Annotated in this window: 24 protein-coding genes; 14 read left to right on the top strand and 10 right to left on the bottom strand. The window is 64.2% G+C overall.

Features of this window, described 5'->3' with window-relative positions:
* Positions 1 to 22: 22 nt before the first annotated feature.
* Genes ACFULT_RS03505 through ACFULT_RS03490 form a run of 4 tightly spaced genes read left to right on the top strand, consistent with a single transcriptional unit; the run spans position 23 to position 1,474 of the window.
* The gene (locus ACFULT_RS03505) at positions 23 to 478 is read left to right on the top strand and encodes a hypothetical protein (RefSeq protein ID WP_094719899.1); all 456 of its coding nucleotides are present in this window, start codon (positions 23 to 25) and stop codon (positions 476 to 478) included.
* Between the two features lie 34 nt (positions 479 to 512).
* On the top strand, positions 513 to 929 hold the full coding sequence (locus tag ACFULT_RS03500) for a helix-turn-helix domain-containing protein (protein ID WP_037111974.1): 417 nt from the start codon (positions 513 to 515) through the stop codon (positions 927 to 929).
* Entirely contained in the window at positions 926 to 1,267 is a 342-nt protein-coding gene (locus ACFULT_RS03495; protein WP_378480607.1) for a DUF4180 domain-containing protein, read from the top strand. Before ACFULT_RS03500 ends, ACFULT_RS03495 begins: the two co-directional genes overlap by 4 nt.
* 45 nt (positions 1,268 to 1,312) lie before the next feature.
* Complete coding sequence (locus ACFULT_RS03490) at positions 1,313 to 1,474, top strand: hypothetical protein (RefSeq protein WP_170945183.1); 162 nt, start codon at positions 1,313 to 1,315, stop codon at positions 1,472 to 1,474.
* A 16-nt stretch (positions 1,475 to 1,490) separates the two neighbouring features.
* Here the strand turns inward: ACFULT_RS03490 and ACFULT_RS03485 are convergent, their stop codons facing one another.
* Entirely contained in the window at positions 1,491 to 1,925 is a 435-nt protein-coding gene (locus ACFULT_RS03485) for a MarR family transcriptional regulator (RefSeq protein ID WP_378480606.1), read from the bottom strand.
* Positions 1,926 to 2,006: 81 nt separating this feature from the next.
* Between ACFULT_RS03485 and ACFULT_RS03480 the strand changes: the two genes are divergently transcribed.
* Positions 2,007 to 2,630 (top strand): class I SAM-dependent methyltransferase, encoded by a 624-nt coding sequence (locus tag ACFULT_RS03480; RefSeq protein WP_378480605.1) that lies wholly within the window; start codon positions 2,007 to 2,009, stop codon positions 2,628 to 2,630.
* A 91-nt stretch (positions 2,631 to 2,721) separates the two neighbouring features.
* Positions 2,722 to 4,557 (top strand): acyl-CoA dehydrogenase, encoded by a 1,836-nt coding sequence (locus tag ACFULT_RS03475; RefSeq protein ID WP_037111982.1) that lies wholly within the window; start codon positions 2,722 to 2,724, stop codon positions 4,555 to 4,557.
* Positions 4,558 to 4,708: 151 nt separating this feature from the next.
* On the opposite strand, the gene ACFULT_RS03470 is transcribed toward ACFULT_RS03475, so the two are convergent.
* The 6 genes from ACFULT_RS03470 to ACFULT_RS03445 form a co-directional block, all read right to left on the bottom strand.
* Positions 4,709 to 5,659, bottom strand: a complete 951-nt coding sequence (locus ACFULT_RS03470; protein ID WP_094719903.1) for a hypothetical protein — start codon at positions 5,657 to 5,659, stop codon at positions 4,709 to 4,711.
* Positions 5,660 to 5,876: 217 nt separating this feature from the next.
* Positions 5,877 to 7,094, bottom strand: coding sequence for a GTP cyclohydrolase II (gene ribA / locus ACFULT_RS03465; protein ID WP_378480604.1), 1,218 nt, complete (start codon positions 7,092 to 7,094; stop codon positions 5,877 to 5,879).
* Positions 7,094 to 7,594 (bottom strand): flavin reductase family protein, encoded by a 501-nt coding sequence (locus ACFULT_RS03460; protein WP_037111986.1) that lies wholly within the window; start codon positions 7,592 to 7,594, stop codon positions 7,094 to 7,096. Before ACFULT_RS03460 ends, ribA begins: the two co-directional genes overlap by 1 nt.
* Positions 7,591 to 8,100: an NADPH-dependent FMN reductase gene (locus ACFULT_RS03455; protein ID WP_037111989.1), complete on the bottom strand. Its 510-nt coding sequence runs from the start codon at positions 8,098 to 8,100 to the stop codon at positions 7,591 to 7,593. The genes ACFULT_RS03460 and ACFULT_RS03455 overlap by 4 nt, the downstream gene beginning before the upstream one ends.
* A 238-nt stretch (positions 8,101 to 8,338) precedes the next feature.
* Positions 8,339 to 8,830, bottom strand: a complete 492-nt coding sequence (locus ACFULT_RS03450; protein ID WP_019665585.1) for a flavin reductase family protein — start codon at positions 8,828 to 8,830, stop codon at positions 8,339 to 8,341.
* Positions 8,827 to 9,339, bottom strand: a complete 513-nt coding sequence (locus ACFULT_RS03445; protein WP_378480603.1) for an NADPH-dependent FMN reductase — start codon at positions 9,337 to 9,339, stop codon at positions 8,827 to 8,829. The genes ACFULT_RS03450 and ACFULT_RS03445 overlap by 4 nt, the downstream gene beginning before the upstream one ends.
* Before the next feature lie 161 nt (positions 9,340 to 9,500).
* Between ACFULT_RS03445 and ACFULT_RS03440 the strand changes: the two genes are divergently transcribed.
* Positions 9,501 to 10,268 carry an SGNH/GDSL hydrolase family protein gene (locus tag ACFULT_RS03440; RefSeq protein ID WP_094719907.1) on the top strand — a complete coding sequence of 256 codons (768 nt, stop codon included), beginning with the start codon at positions 9,501 to 9,503 and terminating at the stop codon, positions 10,266 to 10,268.
* On the opposite strand, the gene ACFULT_RS03435 is transcribed toward ACFULT_RS03440, so the two are convergent.
* Complete coding sequence (locus tag ACFULT_RS03435; RefSeq protein ID WP_378480602.1) at positions 10,269 to 13,091, bottom strand: VanW family protein; 2,823 nt, start codon at positions 13,089 to 13,091, stop codon at positions 10,269 to 10,271.
* Positions 13,092 to 13,286: 195 nt separating this feature from the next.
* On the bottom strand, positions 13,287 to 14,585 hold the full coding sequence (locus ACFULT_RS03430) for a CdaR family transcriptional regulator (RefSeq protein ID WP_275041289.1): 1,299 nt from the start codon (positions 14,583 to 14,585) through the stop codon (positions 13,287 to 13,289).
* A gap of 148 nt (positions 14,586 to 14,733) precedes the next feature.
* Between ACFULT_RS03430 and ACFULT_RS03425 the strand changes: the two genes are divergently transcribed.
* From ACFULT_RS03425 to ACFULT_RS03405, 5 genes are read left to right on the top strand one after another with little or no spacing between them, the layout of a single operon-like run.
* Positions 14,734 to 15,630 carry an ABC transporter ATP-binding protein gene (locus ACFULT_RS03425; RefSeq protein ID WP_378480601.1) on the top strand — a complete coding sequence of 299 codons (897 nt, stop codon included), beginning with the start codon at positions 14,734 to 14,736 and terminating at the stop codon, positions 15,628 to 15,630.
* Complete coding sequence (locus tag ACFULT_RS03420; RefSeq protein ID WP_094719910.1) at positions 15,623 to 16,342, top strand: ABC transporter ATP-binding protein; 720 nt, start codon at positions 15,623 to 15,625, stop codon at positions 16,340 to 16,342. The genes ACFULT_RS03425 and ACFULT_RS03420 overlap by 8 nt, the downstream gene beginning before the upstream one ends.
* Before the next feature lie 26 nt (positions 16,343 to 16,368).
* Positions 16,369 to 17,247 (top strand): branched-chain amino acid ABC transporter permease, encoded by an 879-nt coding sequence (locus tag ACFULT_RS03415; RefSeq protein ID WP_037112000.1) that lies wholly within the window; start codon positions 16,369 to 16,371, stop codon positions 17,245 to 17,247.
* Between the two features lies 1 nt (position 17,248).
* Positions 17,249 to 18,304, top strand: coding sequence for a branched-chain amino acid ABC transporter permease (locus ACFULT_RS03410; RefSeq protein WP_378480600.1), 1,056 nt, complete (start codon positions 17,249 to 17,251; stop codon positions 18,302 to 18,304).
* Complete coding sequence (locus tag ACFULT_RS03405; RefSeq protein ID WP_378480599.1) at positions 18,301 to 19,620, top strand: ABC transporter substrate-binding protein; 1,320 nt, start codon at positions 18,301 to 18,303, stop codon at positions 19,618 to 19,620. Before ACFULT_RS03410 ends, ACFULT_RS03405 begins: the two co-directional genes overlap by 4 nt.
* Before the next feature lie 164 nt (positions 19,621 to 19,784).
* Here ACFULT_RS03405 and ACFULT_RS03400 read toward each other — a convergent pair whose 3' ends face one another.
* Positions 19,785 to 21,083 carry an acetyl-CoA C-acetyltransferase gene (locus ACFULT_RS03400; protein ID WP_020110485.1) on the bottom strand — a complete coding sequence of 433 codons (1,299 nt, stop codon included), beginning with the start codon at positions 21,081 to 21,083 and terminating at the stop codon, positions 19,785 to 19,787.
* A 132-nt stretch (positions 21,084 to 21,215) separates the two neighbouring features.
* Here ACFULT_RS03400 and ACFULT_RS03395 point away from each other — a divergent pair, with 132 nt between their 5' ends.
* Positions 21,216 to 22,562: a 3-oxoacyl-ACP reductase gene (locus tag ACFULT_RS03395; RefSeq protein ID WP_037112004.1), complete on the top strand. Its 1,347-nt coding sequence runs from the start codon at positions 21,216 to 21,218 to the stop codon at positions 22,560 to 22,562.
* Complete coding sequence (locus tag ACFULT_RS03390; RefSeq protein ID WP_037112005.1) at positions 22,559 to 23,416, top strand: MaoC/PaaZ C-terminal domain-containing protein; 858 nt, start codon at positions 22,559 to 22,561, stop codon at positions 23,414 to 23,416. The genes ACFULT_RS03395 and ACFULT_RS03390 overlap by 4 nt, the downstream gene beginning before the upstream one ends.
* The last annotated feature ends 131 nt before the right edge of the window (positions 23,417 to 23,547 follow it).

Raw genomic sequence — 23,547 nt, 5'->3', positions numbered from 1 at the left:
TGGATGCTCTCGGAGAACACCAGTGTCTGACAAGAAACCCGCTCGGATCCGGTTTCCCCGTCGGCTGAGACAAATCGATCCCGCGCGCCGCGGGATTGTCCTCGCGTGGTTGGCCTTCACCATCACCTTCGGCGGGGCCAGGCTGGTCACGTGGTTGATCCAGATCGACACCCGCGGCGTCGGCGATCTCAGTGCCGGCGGGGTTCACCTGCACCACTATCTGTGGGGGATTCTCCTGCTGGCGGCGGTGGCGATCTTCGGGTTGGTCGACCGCAGCCCGAGAACTCGCTCCTGGATGGGCATCGCACTCGGCGTTGCGTTGGGGCTTATCGTCGACGAAGCGGCTCTTCTCATCACACTCGAAGACGTGTACTGGCAGAACGAAGGCTGGTCGTCGATTGCCATTGCGGTGACTCTGATCGGCGTCGTCGGAAGTGCTCTGGTGCTCACACGGAGCGGCGCGACTACCGAAGACTAACCTGAAATGCCCTCATAGGGTAGCTTAGGGAATTGTGGCGAACGACTTCTACACCGCCGAACAGGTCGCCGAACTGCTGGGCCTTCACGTTCGAACGGTGCGCAACTACATCCAGGACGGACGTTTGCCTGCCGTCAGAATCGGCAAACAGTACCGCATCACCCCCGCCGGGTTGGCTGCCCTGACCGGAGGCGACACCCCCTCGCCGGACGTCGACGTAAGCGTGACCAGCATCGTCGACGCCACCGCGATCGACGAACAGACAGCGTCGCGCCTCGCACTGTTTCTCTCGACCGCTGCTATCGGCCGTGGCCCGAGCGCTCGGCGGCTTCGGATCGACACTGCATACGACACCTCGACGTCGACGCTGAAGATCGTCGCCTTCGGCGGTGCAGGCGACGTCGCCGAGGTCCTGCGCTTGATCGACACGTTCATCGAGGGAACCAAGTGAACGTTCTCTACGTACCAGCTGCAGGTGACCCGATCGGGACGGAACAGGACGCACTGGACATCGTCGGCGAGGCGTTCGGCATCGAGGCGCGCGTCGCCGTGGTGCCGGTGCAGCGGTTGATGCCGGAATTCTTCGATCTCAGCACCCGCCTCGCCGGTGAATTCGTACAGAAACTAGTGAACTACCGGATTCAGCTGGTGATCGAAGGCGATATCCAGCCATACACCCAGGTCAGCGAGCCGCTACGCGCATTCGTGGCCGAATCCAATCGGGGCCGACACATATGGTTCGTTCCCAATCGGTTATCGCTCCAGGACCGGATTGCAACAATCCGATAGCCGCTTTCGCAGTCATTTCTCAGGACCAGGTGCTACAAACGATGTGTGACCGGGGTACTCATAGGCGTGGCGATCTGGATGGCGATGGCTCTCATCGTCGCCGTCGTGCTGGGTCGGGTCTCTCAGCGCGCGGACAGCGAGGAGCTCGGATCGACTCTGAGCTGGGACACCGAAGAGATCGACGAGGCCGTTCAGCACGATCGATAGCCGCCACTTCCACTACCTACTCGTTCTTCTCCACGATTTCGGTCAGTATCCGTGCCGCCTCCGCCAGTGTGGTGCGCTCGTCGTCGCTGAGCTCACCCAGTCTCTCGGCGAGTACCCGCTCGCGCTCGGCGACGTCACTGTCCGCCACGGCCCGACCCGATTCGGTGAGAGTCAGAACCACCTGTCTCCGATCGGTCGCGTGCGGCACTCTCTCGAGCAAACCCATCTCCACCAGGGCATGCGACGACCTCGACACCGACGGCGGTTTGATCCGCTCACGCACGGCCAGCTCACCCGTCGTCATCGGACCCTCCCGAAAGATGGTCGTCAGTATCGACAACTGAGCGACAGGAATTCGGTCGCTGGCGTGCCGCAGACGAAGCCGACGATTCAGGCGCATCGCCGACACCGACAGGTCCCTGGCCAGGTGCGTGTCCGATTCCGAGCTCATCCCGACAGGTTAGCGTGCCGAACGCACAGGCCGCGCACGGCCGACGCGTCGAGCACACGGATTCTGCGGCATCATCAGGGGATGGACGCCGAAGACTGGGACCGAAAGTACGAACGTCGCGAACTGGTCTTCGGAGAGCCGCCCAACCAGACACTCGTCGAGATCGCGACCTCGCTTCCCCGGGGACGCGCGTTGGACCTGGCGTGCGGCGCCGGCCGCAACTCCATCTGGCTGGCCACCCGCGGCTGGGAAGTAACCGGCGTCGACTTCTCGTCGGAGGCACTCACACGAGCACACCGCGTCGCGTCGGCGTCGCCTGCGTCCGTCCGAAACAGGCTCACCTGGGTTCACGCCGATGTGACGACCGTCCTACCGGAACCGGGATACGACCTGGTTCTCGTGCTCTATCTACATCTGCCCCACGAGCAACGCCGTAAAGCAATCTCGACGGCACTCGATGCGCTGAAACCTGATGGAATCCTCATGATTCTCGGTCACCATTCGAACAACATCGCCGACGGAGTGGGCGGACCCCAGGAAGTCGAACTACTCTATACGCCAGAGGAATTGGCGATCGATGTCGGGGATCGAGCCGTCGTGAACCTCTGCGAAACGAGGCTCAGGACAACTGAAGGCGGTACCGCTATCGATTCGTTACTACTCGCCAGTAGGTCCCGCCTTGGCAGCGCGAATGAACGGGGGTAATATGCCTCTATGTTACCGACGAGTAGCTATACCGAGTAGCTAAATGCTTGGGCGGTACTCACGAGACCGCACCACCGACTGGAGAGACGCAATGGGCCATTACAAGAGCAACCTTCGGGATCTCGAGTTCAACCTCTTCGAGCTGTTCGGGCTCGACGAGTCCCTCGCAGGTGACAACTTCGGAGATCTGGACGGTGAAGCTGCACGCGACATGCTTCGCGAGGTAGTACGCCTGTCCGAGGGTCCCCTCGCAGAATCCTTCGCCGACGCGGACCGCAACCCGCCGGTGTTCGACCCCGAAACTCACACCCTGAAGCTGCCGGACTCGTTCAAGAAGTCCTTCAAGGCGCTCTACGACGGCGAGTGGTGGCGCGTCGGCCTCGACGACGAGGTCGGTGGCATCGCTGCTCCCCGCAACCTCGGCTGGGCCCTCAACGAAATGCTGCTGGGCTCCCAGCCGGCCGCGTTCATGTACTCCGCCGGACCGTCCTTCGCCAACGTCCTGTTCCACAACGGAACCGACGAGCAGAAGGAATGGGCCAAGGTCATCGTCGAGCGCCAGTGGGGCGCCACCATGGTCCTCACCGAACCCGACGCCGGATCCGACGTCGGCGCCGGACGAACCAAGGCCATCAAGCAGGAAGACGGCTCCTGGCACATCGAGGGCGTCAAGCGCTTCATCACCTCGGCCGTGTCCGACGACCTGTTCGAGAACATCTTCCACCTCGTTCTCGCCCGACCCGAAGGAGCAGGACCCGGCACCAAGGGCCTCAGCCTGTTCTTCGTCCCGAACACCCACTTCGACTTCGAGAAGGGTGAACTCGGCGAACGCAACGGCGTCTTCGTCACCGGCGTCGAGCACAAGATGGGCCTCAAGGCGTCGGCGACGTGTGAGCTCACCTTCGGCGGACACGGAATCCCCGCTCAGGGCTGGCTGGTCGGCGAGGTCCACAAGGGCATCGCGCAGATGTTCGACGTCATCGAGCACGCACGAATGATGGTCGGCACCAAGGCAATCGCCACCCTCTCCACCGGCTACCTCAACGCACTCGAGTACGCCAAGGAGCGTGTGCAGGGCGCCGACCTGACACAGATGACCGACAAGGCAGCACCGCGCGTCACCATCACGCATCACCCCGACGTGCGTCGCAGCCTCATCACGCAGAAGGCATACGCGGAAGGCCTGCGCGCGGTGTACCTGTACACGGCAGCGCACCAGGATCCCATCACCGCCAAGCAGGTTTCCGACGCCGACGCGGACATCGCCTACCGCGTCAACGACCTGCTTCTCCCGATCGTCAAGGGTGTCGGATCCGAGATCGCCTACCACCAGCTCGCGGAGTCGCTGCAGACTCTCGGCGGATCCGGCTTCCTGCAGGACTACCCGATCGAGCAGTACATCCGTGACTCGAAGATCGACTCACTGTACGAGGGCACGACGGCCATCCAGGCGCAGGACTTCTTCTTCCGCAAGATCGCTCGCGACCGTGGCGTTGCGCTCGCTCACGTAGCCGGACAGATCAAGTCGTTCATCGACAGCGAAGCAGGAAACGGTCGCCTCAAGGCCGAGCGTGCACTGCTCGCAACGGCTCTCGAGGACGTACAGGCCATCGTCACCACGATGACCCAGCAGCTCATGGGTGCTCAGGAACAGCCCACCGAGCTCTACAAGGTCGGCCTCGCATCGGTGCGTTTCCTCATGGCATTCGGCGACCTGCTCATCGGCTGGCTGCTGCTGCGTCAGTCCGAGATCGCCATCACGGCACTGGACAACGGCGCCGAGGGCAAGGACAAGGCGTTCTACGAAGGCAAGATCGGCGTCGCGTCGTTCTTCGCCAAGAACATTCTGCCGCAGCTCACCGCGACGCGGAACATCCTCTCCAACATCGACCTCGACGTCATGGAACTCGACGAAGCAGCATTCTGATCCCTGCTGTCACCACGGCCGCACCCTTGTCGAAGGGTGCGGCCGTTGTCGTCGGTGCCGACGCTCACCTGCGTGCCGGACGCTCGCCTGTGTGCTGGACGCTCGCCCAGGTGCTAGCACTGGGCCGTGCGTCCAGCACGTAGGTGAGCGTTCACAGGCTCTGCTCCAAAGATCCACGTGGAGCAGGCATCCGATCGGCCTGTGCGATCGCTCGACGCACGCGTTCCGCTACTCGTTCGAAGGCGAACAGATCGGCCCAAGTGAAGCGCACCACTGGGTATCCGAGCCCGCGAATGCGATCCTCCCTCTGCTTCTCCTCGAACACAGCGTCGCCGGCACTTTGACCTGGCCGCAGGTACTTCTCGTACTTCACCTTGCCGTCGAATTCGAGAACCACCCGGGCGCAGACGACGAAATCGAGGCGTCCGACGAAATTTCCGTCCTCGTCGCGAATCTCGACTTGCAACTCGACGTCGGTGAAGCCACTGTGCAGCAGTCGAATTCGCCCCAAGGACTCACCGACACTTTCACTGCGACCGTCCAACATGGCCACTGCTCGACGAGCCTGGGCAACACCCTTCCGCTTCCTGGCCAGATCCAACTGATGCAGTAGTAGATCCGGATGCAGACCGCTGCGGAGCGCCATGTCTCCCATCGACACCGACGCATCGAGCGAGCGGGTTCGCGCCACGTCCGCAATGGTCCTGGCTACCGACGTCACCCGCATGCCGTTCACCTCGACGACATCCTCCACCGCTGCGCAATGAACGACGACGCGTGCGGTCGTACGGCCACCGCCGCGCCGGGCTCTGGTGACATGCACCTTCGTCAGATCCAGTCCATACAAGGGTAATCCGTGAAGAACAGCGGCGGAATCGTGACTCACGATCGAATCGTTCGCTAGATTCGGCAGCAGCGCAATTATGCGAAGGACATGACGCTCCCGCTCGTCCAGCGTCGAATGATGGTCGCTGAAGACATAGGCTCCGCGCGCCAGACGCTCCCACCCACCACTCGAGTACAACGCGCGGAACTCGTGCAGCGCCAAACCGGATTCGAGCGCATCGGTACGTCGCAGCAGTCCGGTCGGATCGAGTTCCATGGAGCAAGACTGCCCGCCGGGATAGTCGTTCGGGTAGCGGATTCGCACTTTGTGGATGAAAGCGGGGGTTGTGGATGAATTCCTGGACGGAGGTACCACAGCGGCTGATCCGCACACCGGCGGGCGTCGGACGTGGATGGCCTGGACGCTCACCTGTGTGCCGGACGCTCGCCCAGGTGCTAGCACTGGGCCGTGCGTCCGGCACGTAGGTGAGCGTTCACATGCTCTGTTCCAAGTGCCCCGGGAGCAGATGGCCCATTCGGTCACGTTTCGTTTCGAGGTAACGCACGTTGGCGGGTGCTGCTCCGACGAGTAGTGGAATGACCGCGGTGACTGCGATGCCGTTCTTCCGCAACCCATCCACCTTCAACGGGTTGTTGGTGAGCAGCCGAACGTCAGCAACGTCGAGATCCTCGAGAATGGCTGCGGCTCCGCCGTATTCTCGACCGTCGGCCAGTTCGTCGAGTTCCAGATTGGCCTGCATCGTGTCGAAACCCTGATCCTGCAACCGGTAGGCAGCGAGCTTCTTGAGCAGACCGATGCCGCGGCCTTCGTGTCCGCGGAGGTAGACCACAACGCCACCTTCGCGAGCGACACGCGCCAGTGCAGCGTCGAGCTGCGGTCCGCATTCGCAGCGCTGGGACGAAAACGATTCACCGGTCAGGCATTCGGAGTGAACACGCGCGATCGGTGACCCGGCGAGCTCACCCTTGACCAGCGCGATATGTTCGGCCCCGGTTTCTTTGTCCGCATATCCGATTGCTCGGAAATCACCGTGCGCGGTCGTCAAGACCGTCTCCGCGACTCGTTCGACGCGTCGCGGAGCGGGAACTGCCGTCACTCCGTGGGCCAACCGGTAGTTGATCAGCTGTTCGATGGTCAGTACCGGAAGCTGCATCCGACGCCCCAGACGCTCGATGTCCGGGAAGGTCATCATCGTTCCGTCGTCGGCGACGAGCTCGGCGATGACACCGACAGCGGGCACTCCTGCCAGGCTGCACAGATCGACCGCGGCCTCGGTGTGGCCCGGACGCTCGAGGACTCCACCGGGACGCGCACGCAGTGGGATGACATGCCCGGGCCTGATCAAATCGGTTGCACTGGAGGAGGGATCGGCCAACACCTGCAGAGTGCGGGCACGATCGGCCGCGGAAATACCTGTCGTCACGCCCTCGGCAGCATCCACCGTCACGGTATAGGCCGTCTTCTTCGGATCCTGGTTGTCCGCCACCATCGGCGGCAGCTCCAAAGCGTCGGCACGTGCTCCGGACATCGGCGCGCACAGCAATCCCGAGGTATTACGGATGGTCCACGCCGTCCATTCGGGCGTCACCCGATCCGCGGCGAGGACGACATCGCCTTCGTTCTCACGCCGTGCGTCGTCGGTCACGAGCACGGGTTTGCCCGCACGGAGCGCGTCCAGCGCTTCCTTCATCACTGCTCGACCTCCACTGCCAAGCGGCGGAACTTGCTGCCGTGAAACACGATCGGCGCAACATCCTTGATCTCGAGTTCGTTGATCCGCATCAACACGATCGCGTGATCGCCTGCGGGTACCTCCTCGGTGACGGTTGCGTCCAACCACATGCTCGCACCGCCGATGAACACTGCGCCGTCCTCGGTGGTGGTCACGTCGAGACCGTCGAATCGGTTGCCGGTCTTCGCGGCCAGCGTCCGAGCAGCGACATCGTGCGCCTCACCGAGAACACTGATACCGATCCGATCCGCAGCAGCGAACTTGGGCCAGGTCGTCGACGTGTTCTGAACGCAGAAGGCGACCAGAGGTGGGTCGATCGAGACGGCAACGAAACTACTGGCCGCCATACCCACTGGTACACCGTCGATCTCGGCACACAGCGCGACGACACCACTGGGAAACTGACCGAAAGCCGAACGGAGAACGGCCGAGTCGAGGGAAGTGGTAGCGAGAGTCATGAGATGTCCGTTCGTGTCGTGACCGCATCGGTCAACACGCGACCCCAGCGTGCGACGTAATCGGCAATTGCGGTGTCTGTTGTGTACGTGGTGTCGATCAGATAGAGACCGGGAGCGGGAGTGACAGCACCCAGTTCGACGAGGGTGTGCTTCAGAAACAGATCCGGCGCCATCGCGTGTGCGGGGCCTGCACCGAGCATCACCGGCACGACGACTACGTTCTCGAGGCCTGTTCCGGTGGCGAACTGGTCGAGAAACAGCTTCAACACACCGGTGTAAGTCGCCTTGAAGGTCGGGCTCGCCACCACCACGAGGTCCGAGTCGCGGACCGACTCGACTGCAGACGCCACACCGGCGTCGCCCCACCCGAGAAGGCCTGGACCGAGGGTGATGACGTCGATGATCTCGTCGACCTCACGGCCCGCCACGGCCTCGGCGACGATGCGCGCAGCATCCAACGTGCGAGAGCCGGGTTTCGGGTTACCTGCAACCACTGTCAGTTTCACTTCGGGCCTCCAGCCACATCGATTCCTGATGTGACCGCTACTCAACACCGAGGTCGTGTCGAATATGCAACCCGAATGTGGCGGACGTATTGCGCCGCGTCCGTACTTCCCGTCGTGCGACCTACCAGGGCGCGAGCCCGCACCAGGCCACACAACGCCGCAGCGGCTACGCCGCCCAACACGGCAGCGGCTACGCCGCCCAATGCCGCAGCGGCTACGCCGCCCAACACCGCAGCGGCTACGCCTGAAGCTTGCGGAACTTGCTGCCGTGGAAAATGATGGGATCGATGTCGCTCTGGACCTTCAGCGAATGGATGCGCAGCAGAACGATCAGGTGATCTCCGGCCGGAACCTGCTGGTCGATCGTCGTGTCGAGCCACGCCGTCGCGCCCTCGATGAACACGGCGCCCTGCTCGGTGGTCGTCAGGTCGAGCCCGGCGAAGCGGTCACCCGTCTTGGCTGCAAGCGTCCGCGCAGCATCGTTGTGAGCCTCGCCCAGAACACTGACTCCGATGTTGGGGACGCCTTCGAGCTTGGGCCACGTGGTCGACGTGTTCTGAATGCAGACTGCCACCAGCGGCGGCTCGATGGACACCGCTACGAAACTGCTCGCGGCGAGCCCGACCGGAACCCCGTCGATCTCCGCGGCAACGGCGACGACCCCACTGGGGAACTGCGCGTACGCCTGGCGCAACGTCGCCTGGTCGAGGTCGGTGTGTGTGAGCGTCATGCCGAAGCTCCCTTTCGTGCGTCTGCGGCGGCCGTGATGACAGGTCCCCATCGCCGCGCATAGTCCACGATACGAGTGTCCTCGGTGAAAGTGGTATCGACGAGGTACAGACCGGGAGCCGGTGCGATGGCTCCGAGCTCCACGAGGACCGGTTTGAGCAGCAGATCCGGAGCCAGCGCGTGCGCCGGTCCCGCCCCGAGCATCAGTGGGACGGTCACTACATCACGCAAACCCTCGTCGGTGGCGAACTGGTCGAGAAACAACTTCAGCACACCCGTGTACGTGGCTTTGAACGTCGGGCTCGCGAACACGACGATGTCGGACGTCGCCACCTGGTCGACAGCCGCCTTCACCGCGTCGTCACCCCAGCCGAGCAGCCCGGATCCGAGCGTGATGACGTCCACCTGACCGTCGGCTTGCCCTCCGGTGATCTCCGACGCCAACAGATGCGCTGCCGCCAGAGTCCTGGATTCGGGTTTGGGGTTGCCTGCCACCACGGTGACCGTCATGAGCCTTCTTTCGATCCGAGAACACATTCCCCCATCAGCCAACACCTCACCGCGGACGGGTGTCCAGGTTCTGAATCACGCAGATCGAAACCCGGGAATGAACGGCGGAGTCCAGGCGTCGTACTCTGAGGTAGTTAGCAGAACTCACAAAGGACGGTCCCGTGCCGACAATCGACACCTACATCGCTCTCGGCGACTCCTTCACCGAAGGCGTCGGCGACCCCGACCCGTCGAGCCCCAATGGAGTCCGTGGCTGGGCGGATCGAGTGGCCGCAGAACTCGGCGCTCACAACCCGAACTTTCGATACGCCAACCTCGCAGTGCGAGGGAAACTTCTGGACCAGGTCATCGAAGATCAAGTCGGCACCGCCATCGACGTCGCACCCGACCTCGTCACCGTCTACGCGGGTGGAAACGACCTGATGCGGCCGAAGGTCGACATCGACGGAATCATCGAGCGCTACGACGCCGCGCTCGCGGGCCTGAAGTCGACCGGGGCGCGCGTACTGGCATTCACGGCATACGACGCCGGATGGTCACCGATCTTTCGCAGCCTCCGCGGTCGCACCGCGATCTACAACGAACTACTCCGCGAAGTTGCCGACAACCGCGGCGTCGAACTGATCGACTACTGGCGATTCGACGGTTACGACGATCCTCGAATGTGGGACTGGGACCGACTGCACATGTCGACCCGCGGGCACACCAGAATGGCTGCCGAAGTGCTCGACTTCCTCGGCGTCGAACACTCCATCTCGATGCCGGCCCTCGATCCGCTGCCTCCTGTCGAGAAGGCGATCCAACGACGCGAGAACGCCGAATGGGTCAAATCGTTTGCCGCGCCATGGGTGTCCCGACGCCTCCGCGGCGCATCCTCGGGCGACGACATCAGCCCGAAGCACACTGCCCCGCAACCGATCACGGTCTGACTATTCGCCGTCCTCCGCGGACGGCGCGGCCGGAGGAGCTGCTCCGGCCGGTCGGTCGGCCGGCTCGTCCTCGGGCTCCGGTTCCGGCTCAGGCGATTCACACCGCACGATCGGGATCGGGTCGTACTTGACCGTCCTCGTGTCACGGGAGACTTCGTTGCCGGTGGCGATGTCCGTGATCACCCGAGTGTCGCTGGCGGTGAAACCGGGTCCACCACCGGACGGCACACACGCGTTACCGGCCGGGAGAGTGATGGTGTTCGGACTCGTCGGATTGGAACGCGGCCCGGTGATCGACTCCACGTCGACGGTCTTGGTGCCCCAGAGCCGCACTGTCACATCCGAACTCGACCCGAACGACTCGATCACCACACCCGTCTTACCGGTGTTGGTGAACTTCAGATCGATCGCACCCTCGAACACGGTCGCCTCGCGGGCCTCCGGGTACCGGCTGATGTAGTAGCTGTGTTCGGTGTGCCCGGCATCTTCCATGCCGCCGAAGTAGGCGGCGTTGTACAACGTCGTCGCGAACTGGCTGATCCCGCCTCCGACCGCCCTGTCCGGTCGACCGTTGTCGATGATGCCCGATTCCACGAAACCCTGGGCCGTGCCGCGAGGGCCCGTGTACTCGTTGAGCGAGAAGGTCTCACCCGGCTTCACCAACGCGCCGTTGACGATGTCGGCGGTCAGCCTGATGTTGACACCGGACGCGTATTCGAAACCGCCCGTGGTGTATTCGGCCACCACCTCCTTGATGCCGAGCGCCTGAGCACCCTCCGTCGTCAGTGCAGGTTGCGCCTGCTCGTAGACGGCGTCGGTGGAGCGAGAATCAACCGAGGCCAGGAGGGCGGGCAACTGCTCCAACGATTTCGGCCACTGCACCAATTCACCGACGACCGCCGGAACAACAGTCGGTACTCCGCCACCGAGAGCGAACGTCGCATCCTTCGGAGGTGTTTCCGTCGACGCCAACTGCGGCGCGAGAAGCGCCGTCGCCGCGGGCGTGTCGTACCTGGTCGCCAGCTGACCTTCGCCGTCCGGCTCGAAATTCAGCACTGCTGCCACGTTCTCGGGCGAGAGCACCGCACGAGCACCGTCACGACCGGTGAACACCACCGGCGCGGACACCGCGGGAGTCGCGACTTCAGCCAGAACACGATCGACCTCATCCTGGTGAACGGTCACGTCGACGGTCTCCACCGGTACCTCGACCTCACCGAACGCCCAGTTCGTCTCGAGCTCGTCCCGCGCCGCCTGCACGTCCATCGTCTGACCCGGCGCCGGGGTGACACCGACCGGAGTAGTGCCCTCGAACACGACATCACCCTCGGACGGCGCTCGATCCGTCTGTGTCCTCATCGATTCGACGCCGGCGTCGAGCAATGCGGCATCGACGGTCGACTCGACACCGATCTCGCGGCCGGTGAAGAACGACATCACACGTGTGAACGGATTGATCGGCTGCGACCCGGCACGATCGAGCGTCGTCACCCAATCCACACCGAGACCGGCCTCCGACGGCACCACCTCGAGCTGCTGGTCGCCCGCGTCGACCCGAACCGCCTCGTTCACACGGGGGCCGAGCTCGGACACGAGCTTCGCCTCGGCATCCTCGTGGCTCAGACCGCCGACCTCGATACCGGCGACGGTGACGCCCCGGGGAACCGAACCACTCGTCGAGAGCATGTCCGCCGTGTAGAACACTCCCAGAATCGCCACCGCAGCGCCGGCGAGAACGGCAATCTTCATTCGAGAGAACTTCTCTTCTTCCTTGCCTGCGGGCTGTCCCTCCACGTCGCCGTCAGCGGGCTCGGCAGGCACGAACTGCTCGGTGGGGGCAGGCTGCTCGGTCGGGGCAGGCTGCTCGGTCGGGGCAGGCTGCTGTTCGGACGACGCTGCGACGACGGGAATCGCGACGGTGGCGCTGTCCTCACCCTCGGGCTCAGGGGCCATCGGCCCCCGATCACCGGGCGGTGTCACTGCGGAATACGCCTGCGTCGGAGCCGACTCGACCGGCCCCGGCCGGACCGAGCTGACGTGCCCTGCTGCCGGAAGCCCGGAAGGGGGTGTGGGTTGGTCCTGCGTATCGGCCTCGGAAGCAATCGCTTCGTCGCCATCAGGCTCTTCGGGGGTGAGCGGAGTCGACGATCCTTCACCCGGGAGGCCCGCGACTGGTTCGTCCTCGAGTCGATCACTCTCAGCGACAACGTTCTCAGCGGCAACGTCCTCAGCGGCAACGTCCTCAGCGGCAACGTTCTCAGTGGCAACGTTGTGAGATGCAACGGCCCCAGCGTCCGTGGCCGAAGAATCCTCTGCCGGAATGTCGTCGCCGTGTTCGTTCTCGGCTGTTACCTCATCAGCTGGCAACTTGTCGGCTGGAATCTCATGGGCTGAGACCTGATCGGCTGGGATCTCGTCGGCTGGGATCTCGTCGGACAGGCCTTCCGCCACCGGTCCCTGCTCGGCCGACTCCTGCTCGACGCGCTCCTGGACGGGTGGCTCCGGGACAGGGGGCTGAGGGACAGGGGAAGCGGCAGATTCGGACGGCTGAGCCGGGGACTGCCCGGGAGGGGGCTCGTTGGGATCGATGGCACGCATCACCTCGGTGACGGCTTCGTACGGCAGCACGTGCTCGGGCTCGGCATCGACCGTTTCGATGTCGTCCCGTGAGTCACCGTGCGCACCGGGATCACGCGCATCGCCACGAAGCGCCTCGTCATGGGCTTCCTCGTCGGAATGGGAGCCGCGCTCGTGCTTGCCCTTGCCGTCTCCACCGACGCTCACGTTCTCGACCCTCCCGAAACCCCGGACGAACACCGACACTGTCGCGCACGAGCTTACGCATCGACACGTGAGGGGATCGACTCGAGCATCGGGAAACCCCGGCCGCCGCAAGCCCACGAAAGAGGCTCCACACCGCTGCCGGGTCGGGGGTCGGGCAGCAGTGTGGAGCCACTACGAGTATCGCGCATGCTTGTGAAGCGTTACAACCGATCGTGCGGTGTCTCGTCAATTCATTCAGGTGAATGATCGGCGCGGTGTCGAGCTGTCACCCTGTCCTACGGCACGGCCCCAATGTCCGGTCCTCACCAGGGCGAGCGTGAGCAGCAGACGATCCCTCGGATCGGTGAGGTCCTTGCCGGTCAACTCCTCGATCCGTCGGACTCGATAGATCACCGTGTTGCGGTGGCAGTACAGGACCTTCGCGGCATTCGTCGGCGATCCGTCGCTGGCAAGCACGTGAGCGAGCGTCTCGAGTAACGTCCCACGCTGAGGTTCCGGATGCGTCCACATGTTTCCCAACGCGTGGTGAACGAGCAGATCCGACGATTCCTCGTCGGCCGCCATGATCACCCGGGGCAGCCGATCGGTCGCCAACGCCACCCCTGCCTCCTCCGAGATCGTGTCAGCGGTGAGCGTCGCCAGCCGATACGCCGCCGCGAACGAGGACACACCGTCGGGCGAATGCGCCACACCCACCGGGCCCACGGCCCTGACCGAAAGCGCGTCGACGACCGAATTCAGCGATCCCTTGGCCAACGCAACGAGCGCGAACTGATGCCCGTCGCGAATGTTCCAATGCGATACCGCACCGATCTGATCCAGCGCATCCTCCGGCGCCGTGAGTGGAGGTGATCCCTGGTCGTCCACGGGCCCGACGACACACGCGATCTGCTGCGACGCCGAAAGCCCGAGCGTCGCACGCGCTTCGAGCACGAACGACGGATCACCTCCACGCCCGGAGCGAAGCCCGTCGAGCACCACCAGAACGTTGGCCAGGTCGCGTTGCTGCATCCGAGCACTCTCGCGGCGATAGGCGTCGACCAGGGTCTCGTACTGCCCGTCGAGTGCACGCCACAACTGCTGGCCCGCCACCAGCAGCAAATGTTCGTCGATGTCGGACCGTCGCCGATCACGTGCGTGAACCAACTCTTCCCACAGTGTCCGACTGCCGAGCGTGTACGCCTTGAGCACCAACTCCATCGGGATGCCCTGACGCGCACGTTCCCGCCCGGTGCGGCGCCAGACCTCACGGGTGTTGTCGTCGGCGGCTGCCACCCCGGACAGCGTCCGCAGCCCCTGGCGGATGTGCTCGCGGGTGCTTCGCCTGATCTCGCCGGCGATGTCAGGCGTCGCACTGGCCAGGTATGCGGGCTCCTGCTCGATCAGCGCCAGCGTGATGGAGTCCGCTATCGAATCCGCCCGATCGATCAGCGCAGACCACGCACGCTGAATCTTCTCCTGATCCGATGCAGGCACCCGAGCACGAGGGGCACCCACCGAAGATCGGTCGGCGGGTCGGTCGGAGGCAACCATCGACACAGTTTTGCGCATCCCGCCCAGTCGACAGGGCGATTTGACCGGTACTGGTGCCGCGGGACCCAAACATTCTGTGCGCTGCGCCCATACCGCCGGTTGTGCGCGGCAACCATAGTGAACGCACACAGATTGTGAGGTGGATCACTTGAGTTCGACGGTTACCCCAGCCCCGATCTTCACCATGACCGACGTCGACGTCACGTTCGGCGGCGTGGTCGCGCTGTCGAGCGTCAGTCTCGACGTGCGACCGGGCGAAGTTCTCGGCGTCATCGGCCCCAACGGCGCAGGCAAGACCACGCTGTTCAACGTTGCCTGCGGACTCGTCCGCCCAGGAACCGGAACACTCACCCGGAACGGCGAGACCCTGTCCCGGCTGCGACCCCACGACCTCCCGAAGCTGGGCATGAGCCGAACACTCCAAGGACTCGGACTGTTCGACCGGATGAGCGTCGTCGACAACGTCATGATCGGCGCGGACAAAGGGGCACGCACCGGAATCCTGGCAGGACTGCTCGGACTTCCGTCGAGTGCATCCGACGACGCCGAAATCAGATCAGCCGCAATGGCCACGCTCGAACGCCTCCGAATCGACCAGTACGCCGACCGCCTGCCACCGAGCCTGCCCTACGCCGTGCGCAAACGCGTCGCCCTCGCCCGCGCCCTCGTGAGCGAACCATCACTGATCCTTCTGGACGAACCGGCGTCAGGTCTGTCATCGGACGAGATGGCCGAACTGGGCGAAGAAATCCGATCCCTGGCCCACCCCGAAACCGGTCATTCCGCAGGCTCCACTCCCGCCTCCCCAGGTCATTCCGCAGGCTCCACTCCCGCCTCCCCAGGTCATTCCGCAGGCTCCACTCCCGCCTCCCCGGCGTCGGTGATGCTCGTCGAACACCACATGGACCTCGTCATGAGCGTGTGCGATCGGATCTTCGTCCTCGATTTTGGCAAGGTGATCGCTCACGGCTCGCCCGACGACATTCGTCAGGACCCGGCCGTTCTAGCCGCATATCTCGGGAACGAGGTGAACCACGGTGAGTGACTCGGCCCAGATTCGCATCACCGACCTGACCGTCCGCTACGGACCGGTGACAGCGCTGGACTCGGTGACCATGACGGTTGCAGCCGGCGCGATCACCGCGGTGCTCGGCGCCAACGGCGCGGGCAAGACAACCCTGCTCCGCACCGTGTCAGGCCTGCTGAAACCCGAATCGGGCAGCATTGAGCTGGCCGGGACCGAGCTGGTCGGAGTTCCGCCGGACCGCATGTCCCGCAAAGGACTTGCCCACGTCCCCGAAGGCCGAGGCGTCATCGCCGAACTCACCGTCGAGGAGAACCTCCGGCTAGGAGCATTGGGCCGCAACCGAAGTCACGACGCCGTCACACTCGACCGGGTCTACGGCATGTTCCCGCCACTCGACGGGCGTCGCACGTCGTCGGCACACACGCTGTCCGGCGGTGAACGTCAGATGCTCGTCATCGGACGCGCCCTGATGGCAACCCCATCCGTGCTCCTCCTGGACGAACCATCTCTGGGGCTCGCGCCGAAAGTCGTCGCGCAGATCTTCGACACGCTCCGCACGCTCGTCGAAACAGAGTCCATGACAGTACTTCTCGTGGAACAGAACGCACGAAGCGCCCTGTCGATCGCCGAACACGCCGTTGTCCTCGATCTCGGCAAGGTCGCCGTCGAAGGCCCGGCAGCCACCCTCGCCGACGACGACGCCCTCCGACACGCCTACCTCGGGTTCTGACGCGAGCTGAAAGGACGCCACCTCAAGTGCAGCAACTGCTCACCATCCTCATCAACGGAGTGACGACCGGCATGATCTACGCCGCGTTCGCCCTCGCCCTCGTTCTGATCTGGCGGTCGACACGCATCGTCAACTTCGCCCAAGCACCGATGGCCATGATCACCACCTACGTCGCACTGGTGGTGATCGACGCCGGCTACTCGTACTGGGTCGGCTTCGGCGTCGCACTCGTCAGCGGTCTCATCCTCGGAGCGGCCGTCGAACGACTCGTCGTTCGGTTCGTGGACAGCTCGTCGCACATCAATCCCGTCATCCTGACGCTGGGGCTGTTCATCATCATTCATGCGGTGGCAGCCATCGTGTTCGGCAACCAGTTCCGTTCCTTCCCTGCGCCCTTCGGTCTGACCGGTCAGAAGGTCGGGGATCTGAACATCGCGCTCACCGGGTACGACGTCTTCAAGATCGTGGCCGTGCTGATCGTCCTCGGACTGCTGGTTCTGCTGTTCCGGTTCACCGATCTCGGCCTGAAGATGCGGGCGAGCGCCTTCGAACAAGAGGTGGCGAAACTGCTCGGTGTTCGCGTCGGCCGCATGTTGACGCTGGGATGGGCTCTGGCCGCCGTCGTCGGATCCCTGGCAGGGCTATTGATCGCAGGAGGCTCGCTGGTCCACCCCGGATACATGGATTCGATCGTCGTATTCGGTTTCGTCGCCGCCGTGCTCGGTGGACTGGACAGCCCGGGTGGTGCCGTCGTCGGCGGGCTCCTGATGGGCGTGGGGCTCAGTTTCGTCAGCGGATACCTCGGCCAGGACCTGGTGTCCTCCGCAGCTCTGGTCATCCTCATCGTCGTACTGCTGCTCAGACCGAGCGGGCTGTTCGCCGGCACCGCGGCAAGGCGGGTGTGACATGAACGCAGTCCTCACCCGAATGACATCCACACCGGTCCGACGCCACTTCCTCTGCGCAGTACTCGGCGTTGTCGTCGTCGTACTGGCTCTCGAATCCCTGAGCACGTTCCGGCAGAGTCAGCTGACGTCGGTGGCCTACCTCGCGATCGCAGCCGGCGGCCTCACCGTCCTCACCGGTTTGAGCGGTCAACTCTCGCTCGGTCACGGCGCGTTCATGGCCGTCGGCGCCTACACCGCGGCACTGATGCTCCGTGCCCAGGATTCCGGATGGTCCGTCCCGTTGGTTCTCCTCGCCGCCACCGTCGTGACCGGCATCGTCGGAGTCGTCGTCGGCGTCGCCGCAGCCCGACTCCACGGCCCCTATCTCGCAGGCGCGACACTGGCGCTGGCTGTTGCCGTCCCCGGCCTCGCGTTGTACTTCAAGGACTATCTCGGCGGAGAGCAGGGCCTCGTGGTCCCCGCTCCGAAAGTGCCTGGACCCATCGACGATGTCATGTACTTCATCACCGGAAACGAGCTCGGCGGAACGAAATTCGTCGCCTACGTCAGTTGGATCCTGCTCGTCGTGGTCTTCTTTCTCCTCGCAAACGTGTCCGCCAGCCGAATCGGACGACGGTGGCGGGCGGTACGGGACGACGAGGTGGCCGCGGAACTCGCTGGGATAAACCTCGGGCGCGCACGAATACTCGCGTTCGTCGTCAGTTCCGCCTGCGCCGGAGCCGCCGGCGCGGTCCTCGCGATGTCCGCCCGCATCGCAGCACCGAGCGGATTCACCCTGACACTGTCGCTGACATTGCTGTCGGCGGTGGTGATCGGCGGGCTCGGAACGCTGTCGGGCGCACTCATCGGTGCAGCCCTACTTACTTACATTCCACCGGTCGTGACGAACCTCGGACTCGACGCCGGACTGAGCAGCCTGCAATCCGCCGAGCTCGCACCACTCGTCACGGGAATCTTCACGGTTCTCGTGATCCTGTTCGCTCCACTGGGTTTGACCGGAACCTACCGAAAGTGGCGTCTCACACGGAACATCACGAGAAAAGGGGAAAGATGAACAGAACCAGATCGCTGGCAGCGCGGGCGACCGCCTTGGTCGCGGTGGTGTCACTGGCCGCTGCCTGCGGCGCGGGAGGTAGAGACGAGGCCACCGAAACGTCGGAGGGTTCCACCGTCGGCATTACCGACACGTCGGTGAAGATCGGCGCCCACTTCCCTCTGACCGGTGTCGCCGCTCCCGGATACAGCGAAATCCCCACCGGCGCACAGGCATACTTCGACTACGTCAACGCCGCGGGCGGAATCAACGGCAGGCAGATCGAGTACGTCGTGCGCGACGACTCCTACGACCCGACGACCACGACGCAGGTCGTCAACGAACTCGTGCTGCAGGACGAGGTGTTCGCGGTGGTCGGCGGACTCGGCACCGCGACGCACAGCGCCGTCATAGATTTCCTCAACGAAGAAGGCGTGCCGGATCTGTTCGTCTCCTCCGGCGCGATCATGTGGGGCAACGATCCGGCCAAGTATCCCAACACCTTCGGCTGGCAACCCGACTACCAGGTCGAGGGCAAGATCATCGGCGACTGGGTCAAGAAGAACCGCCCGGATGCCAAGGTGGGCTTGTACTTACAGGACGACGACCTCGGACGGGACAGTGAGGCTGCCGTCCGGCAGTATCTCGACGACCAGATCGTCGAAGTAGTCCGATACACCTCCGGCAACACCGATGTCGCACCGCAGATCGCTGCACTCCAAGGTGCAGGCGCAGACCTGGTGCTCGGATTCAACGTCCCGTCGTACACCGCCCTGAGCCAGTTGACGGCGATGCGCCTCAACTACGACCCGGAATGGTTCTACTCCTCGATCGGATCCGACGTCGACCTCGTCGGGTCACTCCTCGGGCGGTTCTCCCAGGGCGCCGTGACCGACGGGAACCAATCGCTCGAGGGCATGATCTCGCTCGAGTACATCCCCGGAATCGACTCACCCGAGAACCCCTGGACTCAACTGTGGCAGAAGGTGTGGGCGGAGAACGGCGACGGCCAACCTCTCACCAACTACCGCATCTACGGCCTCAGCCAGGCGTACGCATTCGTTCAAGCGTTGGAAGCAGCCGGCGAGAACCCCACCCGCGAAGGGATTGTCTCCGCAATCCAAGAGGGCGGCATGGACTTCCAGGGACCACAGCTGGCGCCCTTCCGATATTCGGACGACAGCCACCTCGGCATCTCCGGCGCAAGCGTGTACCAAATCGTGAACGGCGTACCCGAGTACCTGACGCCGGTCCTACAGACGGACATCGGAGACTCGGAAGTGGTCGAGTACACCGGAGAGGAGTCCACCCCGCCCGAAAGCGGAATTCCGGGCTGAGGCCATTTCCCGCACGATTCACGATCGGCAGATCCGTAAACCCCTCGCTGACGGATCTGCCGACCGGGTCGTTCCGCAGGCTCCACTCCTGCCGACCGTATGCCCCCTGGTTCGAGCGCCGGTTACCTAGCGCTCGAAGTTCTTGCGGCTCAACGCTCGGTTATCTAGCGCTCGATGATCGCGGTGACGCCCTGACCACCGGCTGCACAGATGGAGATCAGGCCACGGCCCGAGCCCTTCTCCGCGAGCATCTTGGCCAGCGACGCAACGATGCGGCCACCAGTGGCTGCGAACGGATGGCCTGCAGCCAACGACGACCCGTTGACGTTGAGCTTGCTGCGGTCGATGGAACCCAGAGCGCCGTCCAAGCCCAGACGCTCCTTGCAGTACTCGTCGCTCTCGAATGCCTGCAGCGTCGCGAGCACGACGGATGCGAACGCCTCGTGGATCTCGTAGTAGTCGAAGTCCTGAAGCGTAAGCCCGTTGCGAGCCAGAAGACGCGGAATGGCGTAAGTCGGTGCCATCAGCAGTCCGTCCTTGAACGAGCTGTTGCCGTGGATGTAGTCCACCGCAGCGGTCTCGGAGTCCACCAGATGCGCCAGCACCGGAAGGTTGCGCTCCGACGCCCACTCGTCCGTCGACAACAGAGCGGCCGACGCGCCGTCGGTTAGAGGCGTCGAGTTACCTGCCGTCATGGTGGCGTCGCCCAGCTTGTTGCCGAACACTGGCTTGAGGGTCGACAGCTTCTCGACGGTCGAGCCTGGACGCAAGTTGTCGTCGCGGGTAAGCCCGAGGAACGGCGTCACCAGATCGTCGAAGAATCCGCGGTCGTAGGCGGCTGCCATGTTCTTGTGGCTCGCCGCAGCCAACTCGTCCTGATCCTCGCGGCGGACGCCGAACTCCTTGGCCGTGATAGCGGCGTGCTCGCCCATCGACAGTCCGGTACGAGGCTCGCCGTTGCGCGGGATCTCGATACCCAGCATGGACGGACGAACGTTACCGAGCAGCTTGATGCGATCGGTGGTGGTCTTCGCGCGATTGAGCGACAGAAGGAACTCACGGAGCTCGTCGTTGACGCCGATCGGCGCATCCGACGTGGTGTCGACGCCGCCGCCGATGCCCGCATCGATACGTCCCGACGCGATGGCGTCGCCGACCGCGATGATCGACTGCAGCCCGGTGCCGCAGGCCTGCTGGATGTCGAACGCCGGGGTGTACGGACTCAATGCGCTACCGAGCACGACCTCGCGGGTCAGGTTGAAATCACGCGAATGCTTGAGGACGGCACCTGCAGCAACCAGACCGAGCCGCTCACCCTGCAGGCCGAACCGGCTGACCAGCCCGTCGATGGTGGCGGTGAGCATATCCTGGTTGGAAGCCAGGGCGTACTTCTTGTCGGAGCGCGCGAACGGGATGCGGTTGCCACCGACGATTGCGACCGGTCGTAGCTGCTTGCTTGTCACTTTTCGTCTCCAAACATCGTGGAAAAAGACCCTGGTGGAGATTCATCTTACTGGCGAGTAAGTTGGTTGTCGACACCCGGTCGTGCGCTCCCTGCTCCACACGAGGGAGGCGCCAATTCGAAAGGTAGGACAGTGGCAGCCACCAAGGGAGCCCCAGACCTTTACTCCACGTTCCTGGCGTCCGCGCCCGGAGCCTTCATCGCCAAGCAAGCAGGTCTGCCGCAGCCCGAGAAGCTGCGCCGCTACAAGGCGGGGGAACCGCCACTTGCCGGGCCTGTGCTCATCGGCGGAAGCGGCCGACTCGTCGAGCCGCTGCGCGAACTGCTGTCGGACTACCCCCAGGCGCAGGCACACGACACCAAGTACGGCGCCCTGGTCTTCGACGCCACCGGCATCGGCAACGTCTCCGAGCTCGAACAGCTGTTCCAGTTCTTCCAGCCCGTCATCCGCAACCTCGCGCCGTCCGCACGCGTCGTCGTCATCGGCACGACGCCGGAAGAGACCGCGAGCGTCGACGAGCACGTCGCCCAGCGAGCACTCGAAGGATTCACCCGCAGTGTGGGCAAAGAGGTCAAGCGCGGCGCGACGGCTCAGCTCGTCTACATCTCCCCGAAAGCATCGACCGGGCTGTCCGGCCTCGAATCCACGCTCCGCTTCCTGCTGTCGGCAAAGTCCGCATTCGTCGACGGCCAGGTCATCGCCGTCGGTGAGGCCGACTCCGAGGCACCCGCATCCTGGGACAAGCCCCTCGCAGGCAAGGTAGCGGTCGTCACCGGCGCAGCCCGCGGCATCGGTGCCACCATCGCCGAGGTTCTCTCGCGCGACGGCGCCACCGTCATCGCAGCCGACATCCCCGCCGCCGGTGAGGCACTGTCCGAGACCGCGAACAAGGTCGGCGGCACCTCCCTCGCCCTCGACGTGACGGCGCCCGACGCCGGCGAGGTCCTCTCCAAGCACTTGCTCGAACGCCACGGCGGCGCGGACATCATCGTCCACAACGCAGGCATCACCCGCGACAAGACGCTCGCCAACATGGACGACAGCCGCTGGAACTCGGTCATCGGCGTCAACCTGGCTGCGCCGCAGCGCATCACCGACCAACTCGTGGCATCAGGAGCACTCAAGGAAGGCGGACGCGTCGTCGACGTCTCCTCCATCGCAGGAATTGCAGGCAACCGCGGCCAGACCAACTACGGCACGTCCAAGGCAGGCGTCATCGGCCTCGTGCACGCCTCGGCACCGGTTCTCGCGAAGAAGAACATCACCATCAACGCCGTCGCACCCGGATTCATCGAGACCGCGATGACGGCTGCGATTCCGTTCGCGACACGCGAGGCAGGCCGACGCATGAGCTCGCTGCTGCAGGGCGGCCAGACCGTCGACGTCGCAGAGCTGGTGTCCTACTTCGCCTCTCCCGCATCCAACGCCGTCACCGGACAGATCGTCCGAGTCTGCGGCCAGAGCCTTCTCGGCGCATGAGCGTCGTCCAGCTCACGGAGCAGCCGAAGACGTCGGAGATCTACACTTCCGCCGCGCTCGGAGCCCTGCCGTTCCTCGGCTCGAAGTCCACCACGGCACCGTCGACGGTGTACGAACTCCGCGGACTTCGCGTCGACCCCGACAACCTGGCCGCGTACAGCCGGGCCACCGGTCTGCGGTTCGGTGACACTCTGCCGGTCACGTATCCGTTCACGCTCGTCTTCCCTACGGTCATGAAACTGATGGTGTCCAAGGCATTTCCGTTCGCCGCCATCGGATCGGTACACGCCGAGAACGTCATCGAGCAATACCGGGCCATCTCGTCGTCGGAACCACTCGACATCAGGGTGCACGCAGAGAACCTGCGCGAACACCGCAAGGGCCTGCTGATCGACGTGATCAGCGAAGTCAGCGTCGGACGCGAGCTCGTCTGGAAGCAGACCTCGAGCTTCCTGAGCCTGCAGAAGACCTCCCTCTCCGGTGGTCCTCGCGAAGCGCCACCCGCCGACGAGGTCCCGCCGCCCCCGACGCGCACACTGCGGGTGGATCAGAAGACCATCAGCAAGTACGCGGCCGTCTCCGGCGACCGCAACCCCATCCACGTGTCGTCGTTGGGCGCCAAAGCATTCGGCTTCCCGCGCACCATCGCGCACGGAATGTGGAGCGCAGCAGCGGTACTGCAGGTCATCGAAGGTCGCATCCCTGACAAAGTGACCTACAACGTCCGCTTCGGCAAGCCCATCGTCCTGCCCGCAACGGTCAACCTCTACGCCGAATCCGTCGGCGCCGGCTGGGACCTGTCACTCAAGAACCCCAAGAAGGGGTACCCCCACCTCACCGCAACCCTGCGATAGGTGCTGTTCCCCCCTTCCGGGACCGAACGTGGCGGGGTGGGCAGTCCCAATAGCACAACCCACGCCATGGCGGGCAAACCCAGGTGGGGGGGCACAACGGCGGGGGGGGGTTGAAGTTATGCGTGGACCGC

Origin of the sequence: Rhodococcus sp. NPDC057297 (genome assembly GCF_042667435.1) — a bacterium.
GTDB lineage: Bacteria > Actinomycetota > Actinomycetes > Mycobacteriales > Mycobacteriaceae > Rhodococcoides.
The sequence above is the reverse complement of the archived record's forward strand: the minus strand, read 5'-3'. Positions and strand labels throughout refer to the sequence as shown.